Below are 16696 nucleotides of genomic sequence, written 5' to 3'. Positions count from 1 at the left end.
AGACGCCACCAGGCAACAGCCCGACGCAGCCACTACAAACGGCGGTCCGCCGACGAACCCGCTGGATAGATCACGAAACCGCACTGGAGTACTAGGGCGTGTTTCGAAAGTCCCGCCTGGCTCGCGACGCCTGGCACGCACGTTCGCTGTGTTGTCGGAGTCGCCCACGTACGTCCAGGCCGTCGATGACACCGATCCTCCGCCTTGCGATCGCACGCACCAGACGCCGCGAGCCCCGCCCTACGGGCGGACGGCGCTACTTTCGAAACACGCCCTAGCACTCTCCATGTGCCAACAAGAATTCTCGGTCACAGGGCGGCTCCTCCGCCAGGGAACATCTCGTTGCATAAAAGTGCATCGCTACGTATAGTCATGCCATCACTGAGGAGGGCAATTCGATGGCTGTACGTGCAGCGGTGGCAGGAGCGAGCGGATACGCGGGCGGGGAACTGCTCCGTCTGCTCCTCACCCATCCCGGGATCGAGATCGGGGCCCTCACCGGAAACTCCAACGCGGGACAGCGGCTCGGCGGGCTCCAGCCGCATCTGCTCCCCCTGGCCGAGCGGGTACTCGCCCCCACCACTCCCGAGGTTCTCGCAGGTCACGAGGTGGTTTTCCTCGCGCTGCCGCACGGCCAGTCCGCCGCGGTCGCCGAGCGGCTCGGGGACGATGTCCTCGTCATCGACATGGGCGCCGACTTCCGGCTGAAGGACGCCGCCGACTGGGAGCGGTTCTACGGCTCCGCGCACGCCGGGACCTGGCCGTACGGCCTCCCGGAGCTGCCGGGCCACCGCGCCACGCTGGAGGGGTCCAAGCGCGTCGCGGTGCCCGGCTGCTACCCCACCGCCGTCTCGCTCGCGCTCTTCCCCGCGTACGCCGCCGGACTCGTCGAGCCCGAGGCCGTGATCACCGCCGCCTCCGGCACCTCGGGCGCCGGCAAGACCGCCAAGCCGCATCTGCTCGGCTCCGAGGTCATGGGCTCCATGACCCCGTACGGCGTCGGCGGCGGCCACCGGCACACCCCCGAGATGATCCAGAACCTCAGCGCCGCCGCGGGCGAGCGGGTCACCGTCTCCTTCACCCCCACCCTCGCACCGATGCCGCGCGGCATCCTCGCCACCTGTTCCGCGAAGGCGACCTCGGGCACCACCGCCCAGGACGTGCGCACCGCGTACGAGAAGGCGTACGCCGACGAGCCCTTCGTGCACCTCCTCCCCGAGGGCCAGTGGCCCGCCACCGCCTCCGTGTACGGCTCCAACGCCACCCAGCTCCAGGTCGCCCACGACGAGGCCGCCGGGCGCGTCATCGCCGTCAGCGCCATCGACAACCTCACCAAGGGCACCGCGGGCGGCGCGGTGCAGAGCATGAACATCGCCCTCGGACTCCCCGAGTCCACCGGACTGACCACGATCGGAGTGGCACCGTGAGCGTCACGGCAGCGAAGGGATTCACGGCGGCGGGCATCGCCGCCGGGATCAAGGAGAACGGCGGACCCGACCTGGCCCTCGTGGTCAACGAGGGGCCGCGCCGCGCCGCCGCGGGCGTCTTCACCTCCAACCGCGTCAAGGCCGCCCCGGTCCTCTGGTCCGAGCAGGTCCTCAAGGGCGGCACCGTCTCCGCCGTCGTCCTCAACTCCGGCGGGGCCAACGCCTGTACGGGCCCGAAGGGCTTCCAGGACACCCATGCCACCGCCGAGCACGCCGCAAAGGTCCTGACCGGCCACAGCGCCGGCGAGATCGCCGTCGCCTCCACCGGCCTCATCGGCGTCACCCTGCCCATGGACAAGCTGCTGCCCGGCATCGACGTGGCCGCCGCGGCCCTCTCCGAGCACGGCGGCGAGAAGGCCGCCATCGCCATCAAGACCACCGACACCGTCCACAAGACGGCGGTCGCCGGCGGCGAGGGCTGGACCGTCGGCGGCATGGCCAAGGGCGCGGGCATGCTCGCCCCCGGCCTCGCCACCATGCTCGTCGTCCTCACCACCGACGCCGACGTCGAGACGGCCGCGCTGGACACCGCGCTGCGCGCCGCCACCCGTACCACCTTCGACCGCGTCGACTCCGACGGCTGCATGTCCACCAACGACACCGTGCTCCTGCTCGCCTCCGGCGCCTCCGGGACCACCCCCGCCACCGACGTGTTCGCGGAGGCCGTCCGTACGGTCTGCGCCGACCTGGCCCGGCAGCTCATCGGGGACGCGGAGGGCGCCTCCAAGGACATCCGTATCGAGGTGGTCAACGCCGCCACCGAGGACGACGCCGTCGAGGTGGGCCGCTCCATCGCCCGTAACAACCTCCTCAAGTGCGCCATCCACGGCGAGGACCCCAACTGGGGCCGGGTGCTCTCCGCGATCGGCACGACCGGCGCCGCCTTCGAGCCCGACCGGCTCAATGTCGCCATCAACGACGTCTGGGTCTGCGAGAACGGCGCCGTCGGCGAGGACCGCGACCTGGTCGACATGCGCTACCGCGAGGTCCGTATCACCGCCGACCTGTCCGCCGGTACGGAGACGGCCGTCATCTGGGCCAACGACCTCACCGCCGAGTACGTCCACGAGAACAGCGCGTACAGCTCATGAACGCCCGCAAGCACACCGCGCTGCCCAAGGCACGGATCCTCATCGAGGCGCTGCCCTGGCTCACCCGGCACAACGGGAAGACCGTCGTCATCAAGTTCGGCGGCAACGCCATGGTCGACGAGGACCTGAAGGCCGCCTTCGCCCAGGACGTCGTCTTCCTGCGGCAGTCCGGGCTCAAGCCGGTCGTCGTGCACGGCGGCGGCCCCCAGATCAGCGCCGAGCTGGACCGGCACGGCCTGGTCAGCGAGTTCAAGGCCGGTCTGCGCGTCACCACGCCCGAGGCGATGGACGTCGTACGGATGGTCCTCGCCGGACAGGTGCAGCGCGAGCTGGTCGGCCTGCTCAACCAGCACGGCCCGCTCGCCGTCGGCATGACCGGCGAGGACGCCCACACCATCTCCGCCGTCCAGCACCGGCCGCTCATCGACGGTGAGCTGGTCGACATCGGCCGGGTCGGTGAGATCACCGCGATAGACACCGGCGCCATCGAGGCGCTGCTCGGCGACGGCCGGATCCCGGTCATCTCCTCCGTGGCGCGCGGCGCCGACGACGGCCAGATCTACAACGTCAACGCCGACACCGCCGCCGCCGCGCTCGCCGCCGCGCTCGGCGCCGAGACGCTGATGGTCCTCACCGACGTGGAGGGCCTGTACGAGGACTGGCCGAACAGCGACGACGTGATCAGCAGGCTCACCGCCACCCAGTTGGAGACGCTGCTGCCCGAGCTGTCCAGCGGCATGGTGCCCAAGATGGAGGGGTGCCTGTTCGCCGTGCGCAACGGCGTCACCACGGCACGCGTGCTCGACGGCAGGGTCCCGCACTCGATCCTGCTGGAGATCTTCACCGACGAGGGCATCGGCACCATGGTCGTGCCCGACGCGCCGGCGACCGTACCGGCACCCACCGAGGGAAAGGCAGTGAAGTGACCGGCAACCAGGAGCTGGCCCGGCGCTGGCAGGGCGTCATGGCCGACAACTACGGAACGCCGGGGCTCTCCCTCGTCCACGGCGAGGGGGCCCGCGTCCGGGACGCCGACGGCACCGAGTACACCGACTTCGTCGGCGGCATCGCGGTGAACGCGCTCGGCCACGGACACCCCGCTGTCGTCGAGGCCGTCTCCCGCCAGATCGCCGCCCTCGGCCATGTCTCCAACCTCTACATCGCCGAGCCGCCCGTCGCCCTCGCCGAGCGGCTGATCCAGCTCTTCGGCCGCCCGGGCCGGGTGTTCTTCTGCAACTCCGGCGCCGAGGCCAACGAGGCCGCCTTCAAGATCGGCCGGCTGACGGGCCGCACCCACATGGTCGCCACCGACGGCGGCTTCCACGGCCGGACGATGGGCGCCCTGGCCCTCACCGGCCAGCCCGCGAAGCAGACCCCCTTCCTGCCGCTGCCCGGCGAGGTCACACACGTACCGTACGGAGACACCGACGCGCTGCGCGCCGCGGTCACCGAGGAGACGGCGCTCGTGATCATCGAGCCGATCCAGGGCGAGAACGGTGTGGTCGTCCCGCCCAAGGGCTATCTGGAGGCCGCCCGGGAGATCACCCGCGCCACCGGCACCCTGCTGGTCCTCGACGAGGTGCAGACGGGCGTCGGCCGGACCGGCGCCTGGTTCGAGCACCAGGCGCACCAGGGCGTCGAACCCGATGTGGTCACCCTCGCCAAGGGACTCGGCGGCGGTCTGCCGCTCGGCGCGGCCATCGCCTTCGGTGACGCCGCCGATCTGCTGGGGCCGGGGCAGCACGGTACGACGTTCGGCGGCAACCCCGTCGCCTGCGCCGCCGGGCTCGCCGTGCTGGACACGCTCGCCGCCGAGGGCCGCCTCGACGAGGTGAAGCGGCTCGGCGAGAAACTGCGCGACGGTGTCGAGGCTCTGGGCCACCCGCTCGTCTCCCATGTCCGCGGCTCGGGACTGCTGCTGGGTATCGTGCTCACCGGGCCGCTCGCGCCGACGGTGCAACAGGCGGCCCAGGGTGCCGGTTTCCTGGTGAACGCCCCCGCCCCCGACGTCGTACGGCTGATGCCTCCCCTGATCATCGGCGACAGCGAGGTGGACGCGTTCCTGGCAGCCCTGCCGGGCATCCTCGACGACGCGCACGGGGACGGACGATCCTGAGAAATGAGACGACGACGATGACCGACGCCCAGGAAGCAGAGCACGGCGGGCCGTCCGTGCCGCAGACCAGAACAGCCCGCCACCGCCGGATCGTCGACATCCTCAACCGGCAGCCGGTGCGCTCCCAGAGCCAACTGGCGAAAGTGCTCGCGGACGACGGGCTGAGCGTCACGCAGGCGACGCTCTCCCGCGACCTGGACGAACTGGGCGCGGTCAAGATCCGCAACACCAACGGCGAACTGATCTACGCCGTTCCCAGCGAGGGCGGCTTCCGCACCCCGCACGCCCCGCTGGGGGAGTCGGCGAAGGAGGAGCGGATGCGCCGCCTCGCCGGCGAACTCCTCATCTCCGCCGAGGCGTCCGCCAACCTCGTGGTCCTGCGCACCCCGCCGGGCGCGGCCCAGTTCCTCGCCTCCGCCATCGACCAGGCCGAACTGAGCGACATCCTGGGCACGATCGCGGGCGACGACACCCTGATGCTGATCAGCCGCGACCCGGCGGGCGGCCAGGCGCTCGCGGACCATCTGCTGAAACTGGCCCAGAACGACCGCTGAGCGCCGCGGGTATCACATTCCAACCGCTGCGCGGGCGGCCCGGGTTGTGCGCCGGGCCGCCCGCACGGCGGGGCGCCGCCGCCGCTCAGACCCCCACCGTCGCGACATGCCGGTGGAAGCCGCTGGTCGCCCAGGTGTCCCCGTACGGGGTGACGGCGAAGCCCTCGGTGCCCGGCAGGGCTTCCAGCCACTTCCTCGCCCGGTCGCCCATCGCGTACGCGGCCGTCGCCCGGACATCGGCCGCCGTGACGCCCTCCTGGCAGACCACGGTGACCGAGGCCGGCCCGCCGGCCGGGGCCTCGCCGGTGTGCGGGTCGAGGACGTGGCAGCCGCGTTCCGCCGGGCCCGAGGTGGCCACGCCCAGGCCTTGGTGGGCCTCGACCACCGTGGCCAGTTCGCCGGGGCGCAGCGGGTCGGCGATGCCCACCCGCCAGGGGCCGCCCACCAGTTGGATGTCGCCGCCGCCGCCCAGACAGACCGACGCCGCCCCGGACGAGGCGATCATCCGGGCCGCCCGCTCCACCGCCCAGCCTTTCACCAGCCCCGTCGGGTCGACCCCGCCCGCGTAGCCGGGGGTGAACCAGCCGCCGCTCTCGCGCTCGGCCTCCGCGCACAGGCCGAGCACCTCCACGACCTCCGTCAGACAGGCGGAGAGCGTCAGTTCACCCCGGTTCAGCCGCGAGATCTGGCTGTCGGGGCGGTACGTCGAGAAGATCTCGTCCGCCCGGTGCAGCGAGGCCACCGCCGCCTGGAGCCCCGCCCGCACCCTCGGCTGGTCCCGCACACCACGGATGTCGAACGAGAAGACCGTGCCCATCGACTCCTCGACATGGCGCAGCCGTACGCCCTCGGGCGCCATCAGAGGCCCGCCTCGTCGAGCGCGCTCTGGAGCGATTCCTGGTAGCCCTTGCTGGTGTAGCTGGCGCCGGACACGGCGTCGATCCCCGCGCTCTGCGCGGTGACCGCCGCCTGGTTCAGCTTCGGCACGGCACCGGAGGTGATGGACTTGGAGCGGGCGTCCGCCGACGGGGCCTGGACCGCGTCGGACGCGGTGACCTTCCCGTCGGCGACGGTGATCTGCACCTGGACCGTGCCGTACTGGGTGTCGACCGGGCTCCCGAGCACGGTCCGCGGGGCCGCGCCCGTACCGGTACCCGCGCCCGTACCGGTACCCGCGCCCGTACCGGTACCCGCGCCCGTACCCGCGCCGGCGCCGGTGTCCGGGCCGCTCGCCTCGGCCGAGCCGCCGCCCGCGCCCCCGCCCGTGGCGGCCGTACCGCCCGTGGTGTCCGTACCGCCCGTCCCCGCCTTGTCCAGGGCGCTCTGGAGCGATTCCTGGTAGCCCTTGCTGGTGTAGCTCGCGCCCGTCACGGCGTCGATCCCCGCGCTCTGCGCCGTGACCGCGGCCTGGTTCAGCTTCGGCACGGCGTCGGCCGTGATCGACTTGCTGCGCGCGTCCGCCCCCGGCGCCTGCACCGCCTCGGCCCGGGTGATCTTCCCGCCGGCCATGGTGAGCCGCACCTGAACCGGTCCGTACTGGGTGTTCACGGCGTCCCCGAGCAGGGCCTGCCCGCCCGTGGCGCCCGCCGCCCCCGCCGACGCGCCGGCTGCCGCGCCGGGCGGCGCCGTCGCCCCGGCCACCGTGGACCCACCGGGCTGCTTCAGCGCGAGCAGCAGCACGATGCCCGACGCGGTCGCGGCGACACCGATCATGATCCGCCGGAGCGGATGCTTCCTCTTCACCGGCTGCCTCACATTTCGAAGGACTCGTGATGGATGCGCCGGGCGGGAACGCCCGCCTCGCGCAGTGCTTCGTACGATTGACGCGCGAGCCCGGCGGGCCCGCACATGTACACGTCGTGGTCGTCGATGTCCGGCAGCAGCTCACGCAGCCGCTGCGGAGTGATCTCGGGCCGGACCCCGTCGGGGCCGTTGACCGCGTACAGCAGCCGCGCCCCGCGCGCCGAGGCGATCTGGCGCAGCTCGTTCCACAGCGCCAGGTCCTCGGTCTTGCTGGCCCGGTAGAGCAGCGTCAGATCGCCGGGCTCCCCGGGCAGCGTCTCGAACAGGGCCCGCATCGGGGTGATCCCCGCGCCGCCCGCGATCATCAGTACCTTCTCCTGGCTGCGCCGGCCCGCGGTCAGCGCGCCGTAAGGGCCCTCCGCCCAGATCCGCGTGCCGGGCTCAAGGCGGGCCAGCGCCTCGCTGTGCTCGCCGTTGGCCTTGACGGTGATCCGCAGCAGATCCGGCCGCGGCGGCGCCGACAGGGAGTACGGGTTGGAGCTCCAGCGCAGCCCGTCCGTGAGGAACCGCCAGCGGAAGAACTGGCCCGGCTGCGCGCCGATCCGGTGCAGCCGCCGCCCCGTGATCAGTACGGAGACCACACCCGGCGCCTCGTACACCGTCGAGTCGACCCGCATCCGGTGGCGCAGGTTGAGCCGGACCGGCGTCAGCACGCGGTACCAGAACAGCAGGGCGCCGGCCGTCGCGTACAGCACGTACCAGACGGTCCGCGCGGTCGGGTTGCCGACGAACTCCGCGCCCGTGGCGAGCTGATGCCAGAACGTCAGGTACACCGCGACATAGGTGAGGAGATGCAGGTAGTACCAGGTCTCGTAGCGCACCTTGCGGCGCACCGTCCCGGCCGAGACGAAGCCGACCAGGATCAGGAGCACCGTCCCGACCGTCGCCTCGATCATCCGCGGGAACTCGGTGATCACACTGATGGTCTGGGCCACGATCGGGCTGTTCGCCTGGACCGCGTACCCCCAGACGGTGAGCACGACATGGACGATCACCAGGCTCACGGCGTACCGGCCGGCCACCGCGTGCCAGCGCGCCACCCGGTCGGAGCCCACCCGCCGCTCCAGCGCGGGGACCCGTGCCATCAGCAGCACCACGATCGCGATCAGATAGCCGCTCAGCAGCCCGGTGAGCCGACCGCCGCCGATCAGCCACTCGGCCATGGCCATGTGGACGACGGCGGTGTTCTGCCACCACAGCGCCATGACGGCGGCCGCGCCCGCCCAGCACATCACCAACAGGGGCAGCGCGCCCGACCGCTGGGGGCTGATCGCGCGCATGGTCTGCCTTCTGGCGGCCCGACCGTTGTGCATCATCGCCACGGAACTGCACCTCAACTCTCCTCCGTGTCCGCCGATACGGATTTGACCGACGGCGGGTTCAAAGAAGAGGGGCCGCGACGCGACGAGTTCAATCTTTGGTGGTTCCTCCGAACCGGTTGACGGCGGTCAGTGCGGTCGGCCCGTCGGCCGTGCCGATCGCGAGGTGCGGGGCGCGCTTTGGGTCGGCCCAGGCGAGCACGGTCCGCATCGCGTCGGCCGGTACGGAGACACAACCGGCCGTCGCGCCCGCGCCGTTGACGTGCAGAAAGATCCCGGCGCCCCGGCCGCGCACCGGACGGTCGTAGTTGAAGCCGATGACCATGCCGAGGGAGTACTGCTCCGGATAGTCCGCCAGCCGCTCGGCCTCTGCGGCCCGGCAGTCCGCCGGCAGGCCCTCCACCCAGCGGTTGTAGTCACGGGAGGCGTTGTCCTGGCACCACCAGGACGCCCCGGTCACGGGCCGGTAGGAGTACGCGGTCCCGGCCGGCGCCGGGGCGATCCCGAACGCGTACGGCAGGTCGTACAGCCCGGTCGGGGTGGTGGAGGTGCCCTGCCGGCGGGTGGCGCCCTCGGTGAGCCCGCCCGCGCCGAAGCGCGCGGGGGAGGAGCCGGCGGCCATCCAGTGGCCGTCCCGCCGGTCCCACCAGGTGAGCCGGCCGGTGGTCGAGCCGGTGTCGGGCGCCTCGGCGGTGAGTAGCTGGCTGCCGCCGCCGGTGTCCGCCATCCGCTCGGGCAGCGGCGTGTCGGCGGTCCGGGCCGGGTGGGCGGCGGCCGTGCCGGTGACGAGGGTGAGGAGGGTGACGGCGGCGAGGACGACGGCGGCGCGAGCGGTACGGGTGCTACGGGCCGTACGAGCGGTACGGGTGCTACGAGTGCTACGAGCGGGGCGCATGGCCGGACCGTACGTGTCAGGTCCGTCACCCGTCCTCCCGGAAGCCGCCGCGCTAGGCCGAACGCAGCCCGGATTCAGCCGAGCGGTCGGCGAGGTCCGTCCGCGGGGGCAGGGGCATCGGCAGCGCCGGGAGCCCGTCCAGGCTCACCGGGACGTGCTCCTTCTTCGCGCAGTACGCGGCGAACTCCTCGTCGGACTTCCGCCCGAAGTGCTCGGCGTGCTGCGTGCGCTCCTCGCGGTACTCCATGAAGGGGACGGCGAATCCGCACGCGTCGGCGATCCGCACGGCGTGGATGACGATGATGGCGCGGGCGGCCGGTCCGTCGGCGTCCGCGAAGTACGGGATGTACGTGGCCCAGCGCGGGTCGTCACGGAAGACCGGCTCGCCCCGGCCGTGCACCCGCAGCACCTTGGGCGGTCCGGTGAAGGCGCACCACATCAGGGTGATGCGGCCGTTCTCCCGGAGATGGGCGATGGTCTCGGCGCCACTGCCGCCGAAGTCGAGATAGGCCAGGGTCAGCTCGTCGACCACGACGAGGGTCCCGGCGCGCCCTTTGGGCGAGAGGTTGACGTGGCCGTCGTCCGCCAGCGGTGCGGTGGCGGTGAAGAAAACGGGCTGGTCCTCGATGAAGGCGCGGATTCTGCCGTCGATCCGTTCATAGCGTTTCCCCATACAGGTGATTATCGCTCCGCACCCGTACGGACGCCGGGATGCCGGAAACGCCGTCGCCACTCGTCAGCGGCAACGGCGTTCCCGGTCTGGCCGGTCGGCCCACGGTCAGGTGGGTCAGTTCAGGGTGCAGGGTGCGAGCGCGTCGAGCCCGGCGGGCTTCTCGGCGGTGCGGCCGATGGCGGTGGCCATGCGGTTGATGGTGGCGACGCGCTTGTCCTCCAGCGGGCCGAGGATCGCGTTCTGGACGAAGTTGGGGCCGCCCTGGCCGACGGTGTCGGTGATCCGCTGGTTGGCCTCGGAGATCTGGGTGTTCAGCAGCGCGAGATTACGGTCGATCTCGGCCTGGGCCGAGGCGGGGACCGCGGGCAGGCTCGACGCGACGTCGGGGCAGTTCACCGTACCCGCGGCGCCCGCGTCCCCGGCTCCGGCATCTCCGGCTCCGGCGTCCCCGGCGCCCGCGTCACCAGCGCCTGCATCTCCCGCACCGGCGTCTCCGGCTCCCGCGTCTCCGGCACCGGCATCTCCAGCCCCGGCGTCCCCGGCGCCCGCATCTCCGGCGCCCGCGTCACCGGCCCCGGCATCTCCCGCCCCGCCGCCCGCCGCGCTCAGGGTGCAGGGTGCGAGCGCGTCCAGTCCGGCGGGCTTCTCGGCGGTGCGGCCGATGGCGGTGGCCATGCGGTTGATGGTGGCGACGCGCTTGTCCTCCAGCGGGCCGAGGATCGCGTTCTGGACGAAGTTGGGGCCGCCCTGGCCGACCGTGTCGACGAGCCGCTTGTTCGCCTCCGCGATCTGGGTGTCGAGGAGGGCGAGGTTACGGTCGATCTCGGCCTGGGCCGAGGCCGGGACCGCGGGCAGCGAGCCGGCGACGGCCGGGCAGCTCACCGTACCGGGCGAACCGGCCGCCGTACTGCTGTCGCCCTCCCCGGCCAAGGCGTTACCGGCGATCACGGCACCGGACAGGACGACCGCGGCGGCACCGCCGGCGATGAGCACACGGCGCTTGTTGTACTTCGGAAGAGCCCTGGACATGCGGAAACCTCACTCGGATAAGGGTGGGGTGGGAGTCGTCCGGTGAGTGGCCGGACGGCTCGACCTCGGTTCGTACAACGCGGCGCCTGCGTTCGGTGAGGTGTACGAGACGAGGGCGCGCACCGTTCAAACATCACTCCAAACTCATCGAGATTGACGAATCATACGGACGGGTGCATAGTTATGCCTGTCAGTGAATGCACCGTAAGGAGAAACCCGTGACCGAGCGCGTCGTACTCGCCTACTCGGGCGGCCTGGACACCTCCGTCGCCATCGGCTGGATCGCCGAGGAGACGGGCGCCGAGGTCATCGCCGTTGCCGTGGACGTCGGCCAGGGCGGCGAGGACCTGGACGTCATCCGCAAGCGCGCGCTCGCCTGCGGTGCGGTGGAAGCCGAGGTCGCGGACGCCAAGGACGAGTTCGCCGAGGAGTACTGCCTCCCGGCGATCAAGGCCAACGCCCTCTACATGGACCGCTACCCGCTGGTCTCCGCCCTCTCCCGGCCGACGATCGTCAAGCACCTCGTGGCCGCCGCCCAGAAGCACGGCGCGGGCACCGTCGCCCACGGCTGCACCGGCAAGGGCAACGACCAGGTGCGGTTCGAGGCCGGGATCACCGCCCTCGGCCCGGACCTGAAGTGCATCGCCCCGGTCCGTGACTACGCGATGACCCGGGACAAGGCGATCGCCTTCTGCGAGGAGAAGAACCTCCCGATCGCGACCACCAAGAAGTCCCCGTACTCCATCGACCAGAACGTCTTCGGGCGCGCCGTCGAGACGGGCTTCCTGGAGGACATCTGGAACGGCCCGATCGAGGACGTGTACGAGTACACCTCGAACCCGGCCACGCCGCGCGAGGCCGACGAGGTGATCATCTCCTTCAAGGAGGGCGTCCCCGTCGCGATCGACGGCAAGCCCGTCACCGTCCTCCAGGCCATCCAGCAGCTCAACGAGCGGGCCGGCGCCCAGGGCATCGGCCGGATCGACATGGTCGAGGACCGGCTCGTCGGGATCAAGTCCCGGGAGATCTACGAGGCGCCCGGCGCCATCGCACTGATCACCGCGCACCAGGAGCTGGAGAACGTCACCGTCGAGCGCGAGCTGGCCCGCTACAAGCGGCAGGTCGAGCAGCGCTGGGGCGAGATCGTCTACGACGGCCTGTGGTTCTCCCCGCTCAAGCGCGCCCTGGACGGCTTCATCAACGAGGCCAACCAGCACGTCACGGGCGACATCCGGATGACGCTGCACGGCGGCCGCGCCGTCGTCACCGGCCGGAAGTCGGACGAGTCGCTGTACGACTTCAACCTGGCCACCTACGACTCGGGCGACACGTTCGACCAGTCCAAGGCGCAGGGCTTCATCGAGATCTTCGGCCTCTCCTCCAAGATCGCCGCCCGGCGCGACCTCGCCTGACCCGCGCCCGTACGACGGCCGCCTCCCCTTCCTCCGCTGCGGGGAGGCGGCCGTACTTCTTCCACGCTTCACGTTCGAGTTCCATGCTTCACGTTCGAGGCTTCACGAACCCTCCAAGGAGTTCAGCAGTGAGCAGCAACAACGGTGACGTCCGGCTCTGGGGCGGGCGCTTCGCCGACGGTCCCTCGGACGCGCTGGCGGCTCTGTCGGCGTCCGTCCACTTCGACTGGCGGCTCGCGCCGTACGACATCGCCGGGTCCCGCGCCCACGCCCGCGTGCTCCACAAGGCGGGGCTGCTCACCGCCGACGAACTGACCCGCATGACCGCCGGTCTCGACCAGCTCGAAGCGGATGTCGCCGATGGCTCGTTCACCGGCACCGTCGCCGACGAGGACGTCCACACCGCACTGGAGCGCGGGCTGCTGGAGCGCCTCGGCGCCGACCTCGGCGGCAAGCTGCGTGCCGGCCGCTCCCGCAACGACCAGGTCGCCACGCTCTTCCGGATGTACCTGCGCGACCACGCGCGGATCGTCGGCGGGCTGATCGCGGACCTCCAGGACGCGCTGGTCGGTCTCGCCGAGGCCAACCCGGACGTGGCGATGCCCGGCCGTACGCACCTCCAGCACGCCCAGCCCGTCCTCTTCGCGCACCATGTGCTGGCGCATGTGCAGGCGCTGTCCCGGGACGCGGAGCGGCTGCGGCAGTGGGACAAGCGGACGGCGGTCTCCCCGTACGGTTCCGGCGCGCTGGCCGGTTCCTCGCTGGGGCTCGACCCCGAGGCGGTCGCGGCCGACCTGGGCTTCGAGCGCGGCTCCGTGGGCAACTCGATCGACGGCACCGCCTCGCGCGACTTCGTGGCCGAGTTCGCCTTCATCACCGCGATGATCGGCGTCAACCTGTCGCGGATCGCGGAGGAGATCATCCTCTGGAACACGAAGGAGTTCTCCTTCGTCACCCTGCACGACGCGTTCTCCACCGGCTCGTCCATCATGCCGCAGAAGAAGAACCCGGACATCGCGGAGCTGGCGCGCGGCAAGTCGGGGCGGCTCATCGGCAATCTGACCGGGCTGCTCGCCACGCTGAAGGCGCTGCCGCTCGCGTACAACCGCGATCTCCAGGAGGACAAGGAGCCGGTCTTCGACTCCTGCGACCAGCTTGAGGTCCTGCTGCCCGCCTTCACCGGCATGATGGCCACGCTGACCGTCAACCGGACCCGGATGGAAGAGCTGGCCCCCGCCGGTTTCTCGCTCGCCACGGACATCGCGGAGTGGCTGGTCCGGCAGGGTGTGCCGTTCCGGGTGGCCCACGAGGTCGCGGGGGAGTGCGTCAAGGAGTGCGAGTCGCTCGGCATCGAGCTGGACGAGCTGACGGACGAGCAGTTCGCGAAGATCTCCGCGCACCTCACCCCGGACGTCCGTTCGGTGCTCAATGTGGCGGGCTCGCTGGCCTCCCGTAACGGCCGGGGCGGTACCGCCCCCTCCGCCGTCGCCGCCCAGCTCGCGGAGGTCAAGGCGGACCTGGTGATCCAGCACGCCTGGGCCACCGCCAAGAAGCAGTAGCGAGAGGCAGCGGCGAGAAGGAAGAGCGAAGAAGAGAAGGAAGCGGTAAGAGCGGGAAGGGGAGCGGGAGCCGCAAGCGGCTCTACAGCGCCGCCGCCCACCGCGCGAGCGCCTCGAAGTCCGGCCGGGTCAGCCCGATGCCGGGGTCGACGCGCAGCAGCAGGGCGGCGGCGCGGTGTTCCCGCTCCACCCACTCCCGGTCGTACGACGTGATCTCGTCGTCGATCCAGGCGAAGGGCCGTCCGGCCGCGTACTCCAGGACGTACCGCGTCTTCCAGAAGGTCCCGCGGGGGGTCCGCCCGTGCGTCTCCGGCCAGCGGATGTACGGCAGCTCCGGCAGCCCGAGGTGTGGCCCGATCCACTCGTTGGCGTCGCCCTCCCAGGTCGTGGCCCAGACCAGTTCGTAACGGTCGGCGAGGGCCAGCAGCTCCGTGCCGTGGTCGGGGTTGAGCAGCACGGACAGCGGCTGCGGATACGGCCAGGCCGCGGGGCGCATCACATGCCGGATGTAGCCGCGCGGGGGCCGCGCCCCCGCCAGGGCGTCGTACGGATTGAGCGGGCCGTCGACATCGATCAGCAGCAGCGGTTTCATCCACCCCACCTCTCCGGTAGATCATCGTATTGAATGAGACCTCTGTGTCTCATTCGGGCTATGGTTGCCTCATGACCATGGATCGTGACCAGGTGCTGCGCACCGCGGCGGCCCTGCTCACCCGTAAACCGACCGCCACCATGGACGAGGTCGCCCGCGCCGCCGGGATCGGGCGCGCGACCCTCCACCGGCACTTCGCCGGACGGGACGCGCTGATCAAGGCGCTGGAGGCGCTGGGCCTCCAGGAGCTGGAGACGGCGCTGGACGGCGCCGGGATCGACGAGGGCCCCGCGGACGAGGCGCTTCGCCGGCTCGTCGCCCGGGTCGAGCCCTCCGCCGGACTCCTCGCCTTCCTCGTCACCGAGAACCAGCTCTTCGAGGGCGAGATCAACGAGGGCTGGGACCGGATCGACGCCCGGTTCTCCGCGCTCTTCCGGCGCGGACAGGAGCAGGGCCACTTCCGGATCGACCTCAGCCCGGCCTGGCTGACCGAGGCCCTGTACGGGCTCATCGGCGCCGGTGCCTGGGCGATCCACGACGGGAGGGTCGCCGCCAAGGACTTCCAGTACATGATCGTCGAGTTGCTGCTCGGCGGAGCACGACGGAGCGTGGACACGTGACCAGCAGCCACCCGGCGGCGACGGAAGCCGGGTTCGGGCCGCGCCCCGGGCGCTGGATCGCGCTCGCCGTCCTGGTGCTCGCGGTGCTCCTGGTGGCCGTCGACGCGACCGTGCTCGGCCTCGCCACGCCCTTTCTCAGCGAGGACCTCAAGCCGTCCGGTACCCAACTCCTGTGGATCGGCGACATCTACTCCTTCGTCATCGCGGGCCTGCTGGTCTCGATGGGCAGCCTCGGCGACCGCATCGGCCGCAAGAAGCTGCTGCTGACCGGCGCGGTCGCCTTCGGCGGTATCTCCGTGCTCAACGCCTACGCGTCCAGCCCGGAGATGATGATCGTGGCGCGTGCGCTGCTCGGGGTCGCGGGCGCGACCCTGATGCCGGCCACGCTCGCCCTGATCCGGAATCTCTTCCACGATCCCCGGGAGCGCAGTCTCGCCATCGGTATCTGGGGCGCGATGGCGTCGGCCGGCGCGGCGGTCGGCCCGGTCGTCGGCGGCTTCCTGCTGGAGCACTTCTGGTGGGGCTCGGTCTTCCTGATCAACCTGCCGGTGATGGCGTTGCTCGTCCTCGTCGGCATCCGGACGCTCCCCGAGTCGAAGGACCCGGCCCCGGGCCCCTGGGACCTGCTCAGCGTGGCGCTCTCGCTCATCGGCGTCGTCGGCGTCGTGTACGCGATCAAGGAGATCGCGGCGCACGGCGCGGCCTGGGACATCGCGGTGATCGCGGTCGCGGGGGTGGGCGCGCTGCACTGGTTCGTACGGCGCCAGCTCACCCTGCCCGCCCCGCTGCTGGACGTGCGCCTCTTCCACCACCGGGGCTTCTCCGGCGCCGTACTGGCCGACCTGCTGACGATCCTCGGCCTGTCCGGGCTGGTCTTCTTCCTGTCGCAGTTCCTGCAACTGGTCCAGGGGCGCAGCCCGCTGGAGGCCGGACTCGCCGAACTGCCCGCCGCGGTCGGCGCGGTGGCGACCGGGCTGCTCGCGGGCCGGGCCGCGCGGCGGTTCTCCGTACGCGTGGTGGTGGCCGGCGGCCTCGCGGCGATCGGTGTCCCCCTCGCCGTGATGACCGGGCTGAGCCAGACCACCGGCTACCCGCTGCTGGGCGCGGTGCTGCTGCTCGTCGGGGCCGGCGCGGGCTTCTCGTTCACCGTCACCGCGGACGTGATCCTCTCCAGCGTCCCCAAGGAGCAGGCGGGCTCGGCCTCCGCGGTCTCGGAGACGGCGTACGAACTGGGCGCGGCGCTCGGCATCGCGCTGATCGGCTCCATCGTCACCGGCGTCTACCGGGACTTCCCCACGCCGCCCGGTGTCCCTCCGGGCACGTCGGCGGCGGCCCACCAGTCCCTGGGCGGTGCGGTGGACGCGGCGGCGGGCCTGCCCGGCCGGGGCGGCGCCGACCTGCTCGCCGCGGCCCAGGGCGCGTTCGTCGACGGCCTGCGCCTGGCCTCGGGCCTCGGCGCGGCGGTGCTGCTGGCGACGGCGGTGGCCGCCTGGTTCCTGCTGAAGGGCCAGAAGCTGGAGGAGGGTTCGATTCCCGGGGACTGACG

General features: G+C 71.6%; 16 protein-coding genes. 9 read left to right on the top strand and 7 right to left on the bottom strand.

The window, feature by feature from the left end; translation table 11 throughout:
• Window positions 1-398: 398 nt before the first annotated feature.
• The 5 genes from argC to ACIQ7D_RS31845 are packed head-to-tail and all read left to right on the top strand — an operon-like array spanning window position 399 to window position 5248.
• Window positions 399-1427 (top strand): N-acetyl-gamma-glutamyl-phosphate reductase, encoded by a 1029-nt coding sequence (argC, locus tag ACIQ7D_RS31865; RefSeq protein WP_403943595.1) that lies wholly within the window; start codon window positions 399-401, stop codon window positions 1425-1427.
• Window positions 1424-2578, top strand: a complete 1155-nt coding sequence (gene argJ, locus ACIQ7D_RS31860; RefSeq protein ID WP_403943592.1) for a bifunctional glutamate N-acetyltransferase/amino-acid acetyltransferase ArgJ — start codon at window positions 1424-1426, stop codon at window positions 2576-2578. Before argC ends, argJ begins: the two co-directional genes overlap by 4 nt.
• Window positions 2575-3504 carry an acetylglutamate kinase gene (gene argB / locus ACIQ7D_RS31855; RefSeq protein WP_403943589.1) on the top strand — a complete coding sequence of 310 codons (930 nt, stop codon included), beginning with the start codon at window positions 2575-2577 and terminating at the stop codon, window positions 3502-3504. Before argJ ends, argB begins: the two co-directional genes overlap by 4 nt.
• A gap of 38 nt (window positions 3505-3542) precedes the next feature.
• Window positions 3543-4694 (top strand): acetylornithine transaminase, encoded by a 1152-nt coding sequence (locus ACIQ7D_RS31850; protein ID WP_403943615.1) that lies wholly within the window; start codon window positions 3543-3545, stop codon window positions 4692-4694.
• Window positions 4695-4711: 17 nt separating this feature from the next.
• On the top strand, window positions 4712-5248 hold the full coding sequence (locus ACIQ7D_RS31845; RefSeq protein WP_384990833.1) for an arginine repressor: 537 nt from the start codon (window positions 4712-4714) through the stop codon (window positions 5246-5248).
• 85 nt (window positions 5249-5333) lie between these two features.
• Here the strand turns inward: ACIQ7D_RS31845 and ACIQ7D_RS31840 are convergent, their stop codons facing one another.
• The 6 genes from ACIQ7D_RS31840 to ACIQ7D_RS31815 form a co-directional block, all read right to left on the bottom strand.
• Window positions 5334-6107, bottom strand: a complete 774-nt coding sequence (locus ACIQ7D_RS31840; RefSeq protein WP_403943587.1) for an FAD:protein FMN transferase — start codon at window positions 6105-6107, stop codon at window positions 5334-5336.
• Window positions 6107-6991, bottom strand: coding sequence for an FMN-binding protein (locus tag ACIQ7D_RS31835; RefSeq protein WP_403943584.1), 885 nt, complete (start codon window positions 6989-6991; stop codon window positions 6107-6109). The genes ACIQ7D_RS31840 and ACIQ7D_RS31835 overlap by 1 nt, the downstream gene beginning before the upstream one ends.
• A gap of 8 nt (window positions 6992-6999) precedes the next feature.
• Window positions 7000-8331 (bottom strand): ferric reductase-like transmembrane domain-containing protein, encoded by a 1332-nt coding sequence (locus ACIQ7D_RS31830; protein ID WP_403943581.1) that lies wholly within the window; start codon window positions 8329-8331, stop codon window positions 7000-7002.
• 130 nt (window positions 8332-8461) lie between these two features.
• Window positions 8462-9265 carry a L,D-transpeptidase gene (locus tag ACIQ7D_RS31825; RefSeq protein WP_403943579.1) on the bottom strand — a complete coding sequence of 268 codons (804 nt, stop codon included), beginning with the start codon at window positions 9263-9265 and terminating at the stop codon, window positions 8462-8464.
• Window positions 9266-9317: 52 nt separating this feature from the next.
• Window positions 9318-9938, bottom strand: coding sequence for a pyridoxamine 5'-phosphate oxidase family protein (locus tag ACIQ7D_RS31820; protein WP_399294652.1), 621 nt, complete (start codon window positions 9936-9938; stop codon window positions 9318-9320).
• A 114-nt stretch (window positions 9939-10052) separates the two neighbouring features.
• Window positions 10053-10967 (bottom strand): hypothetical protein, encoded by a 915-nt coding sequence (locus ACIQ7D_RS31815; protein ID WP_399294649.1) that lies wholly within the window; start codon window positions 10965-10967, stop codon window positions 10053-10055.
• 218 nt (window positions 10968-11185) lie between these two features.
• Between ACIQ7D_RS31815 and ACIQ7D_RS31810 the strand changes: the two genes are divergently transcribed.
• On the top strand, window positions 11186-12379 hold the full coding sequence (locus ACIQ7D_RS31810) for an argininosuccinate synthase (RefSeq protein WP_403943577.1): 1194 nt from the start codon (window positions 11186-11188) through the stop codon (window positions 12377-12379).
• Window positions 12380-12507: 128 nt separating this feature from the next.
• Complete coding sequence (gene argH / locus ACIQ7D_RS31805; protein WP_403943574.1) at window positions 12508-13938, top strand: argininosuccinate lyase; 1431 nt, start codon at window positions 12508-12510, stop codon at window positions 13936-13938.
• Between the two features lie 82 nt (window positions 13939-14020).
• Here argH and ACIQ7D_RS31800 read toward each other — a convergent pair whose 3' ends face one another.
• A complete protein-coding gene (locus tag ACIQ7D_RS31800) occupies window positions 14021-14530 on the bottom strand; it encodes a hypothetical protein (protein ID WP_403943571.1) in 510 nt (169 codons plus the stop codon).
• Between the two features lie 71 nt (window positions 14531-14601).
• Here ACIQ7D_RS31800 and ACIQ7D_RS31795 point away from each other — a divergent pair, with 71 nt between their 5' ends.
• Both ACIQ7D_RS31795 and ACIQ7D_RS31790 read left to right on the top strand, forming a co-directional pair.
• Window positions 14602-15150: a TetR/AcrR family transcriptional regulator gene (locus ACIQ7D_RS31795; RefSeq protein ID WP_403943569.1), complete on the top strand. Its 549-nt coding sequence runs from the start codon at window positions 14602-14604 to the stop codon at window positions 15148-15150.
• Complete coding sequence (locus ACIQ7D_RS31790; protein ID WP_403943566.1) at window positions 15147-16694, top strand: MFS transporter; 1548 nt, start codon at window positions 15147-15149, stop codon at window positions 16692-16694. Before ACIQ7D_RS31795 ends, ACIQ7D_RS31790 begins: the two co-directional genes overlap by 4 nt.
• Window positions 16695-16696: the final 2 nt, after the last annotated feature.

It is taken from the genome of Streptomyces sp. NPDC096310, assembly GCF_044763125.1.
Taxonomy (GTDB): Bacteria; Actinomycetota; Actinomycetes; order Streptomycetales; family Streptomycetaceae; genus Streptomyces.
The sequence above is the reverse complement of the archived record's forward strand: the minus strand, read 5'-3'. Positions and strand labels throughout refer to the sequence as shown.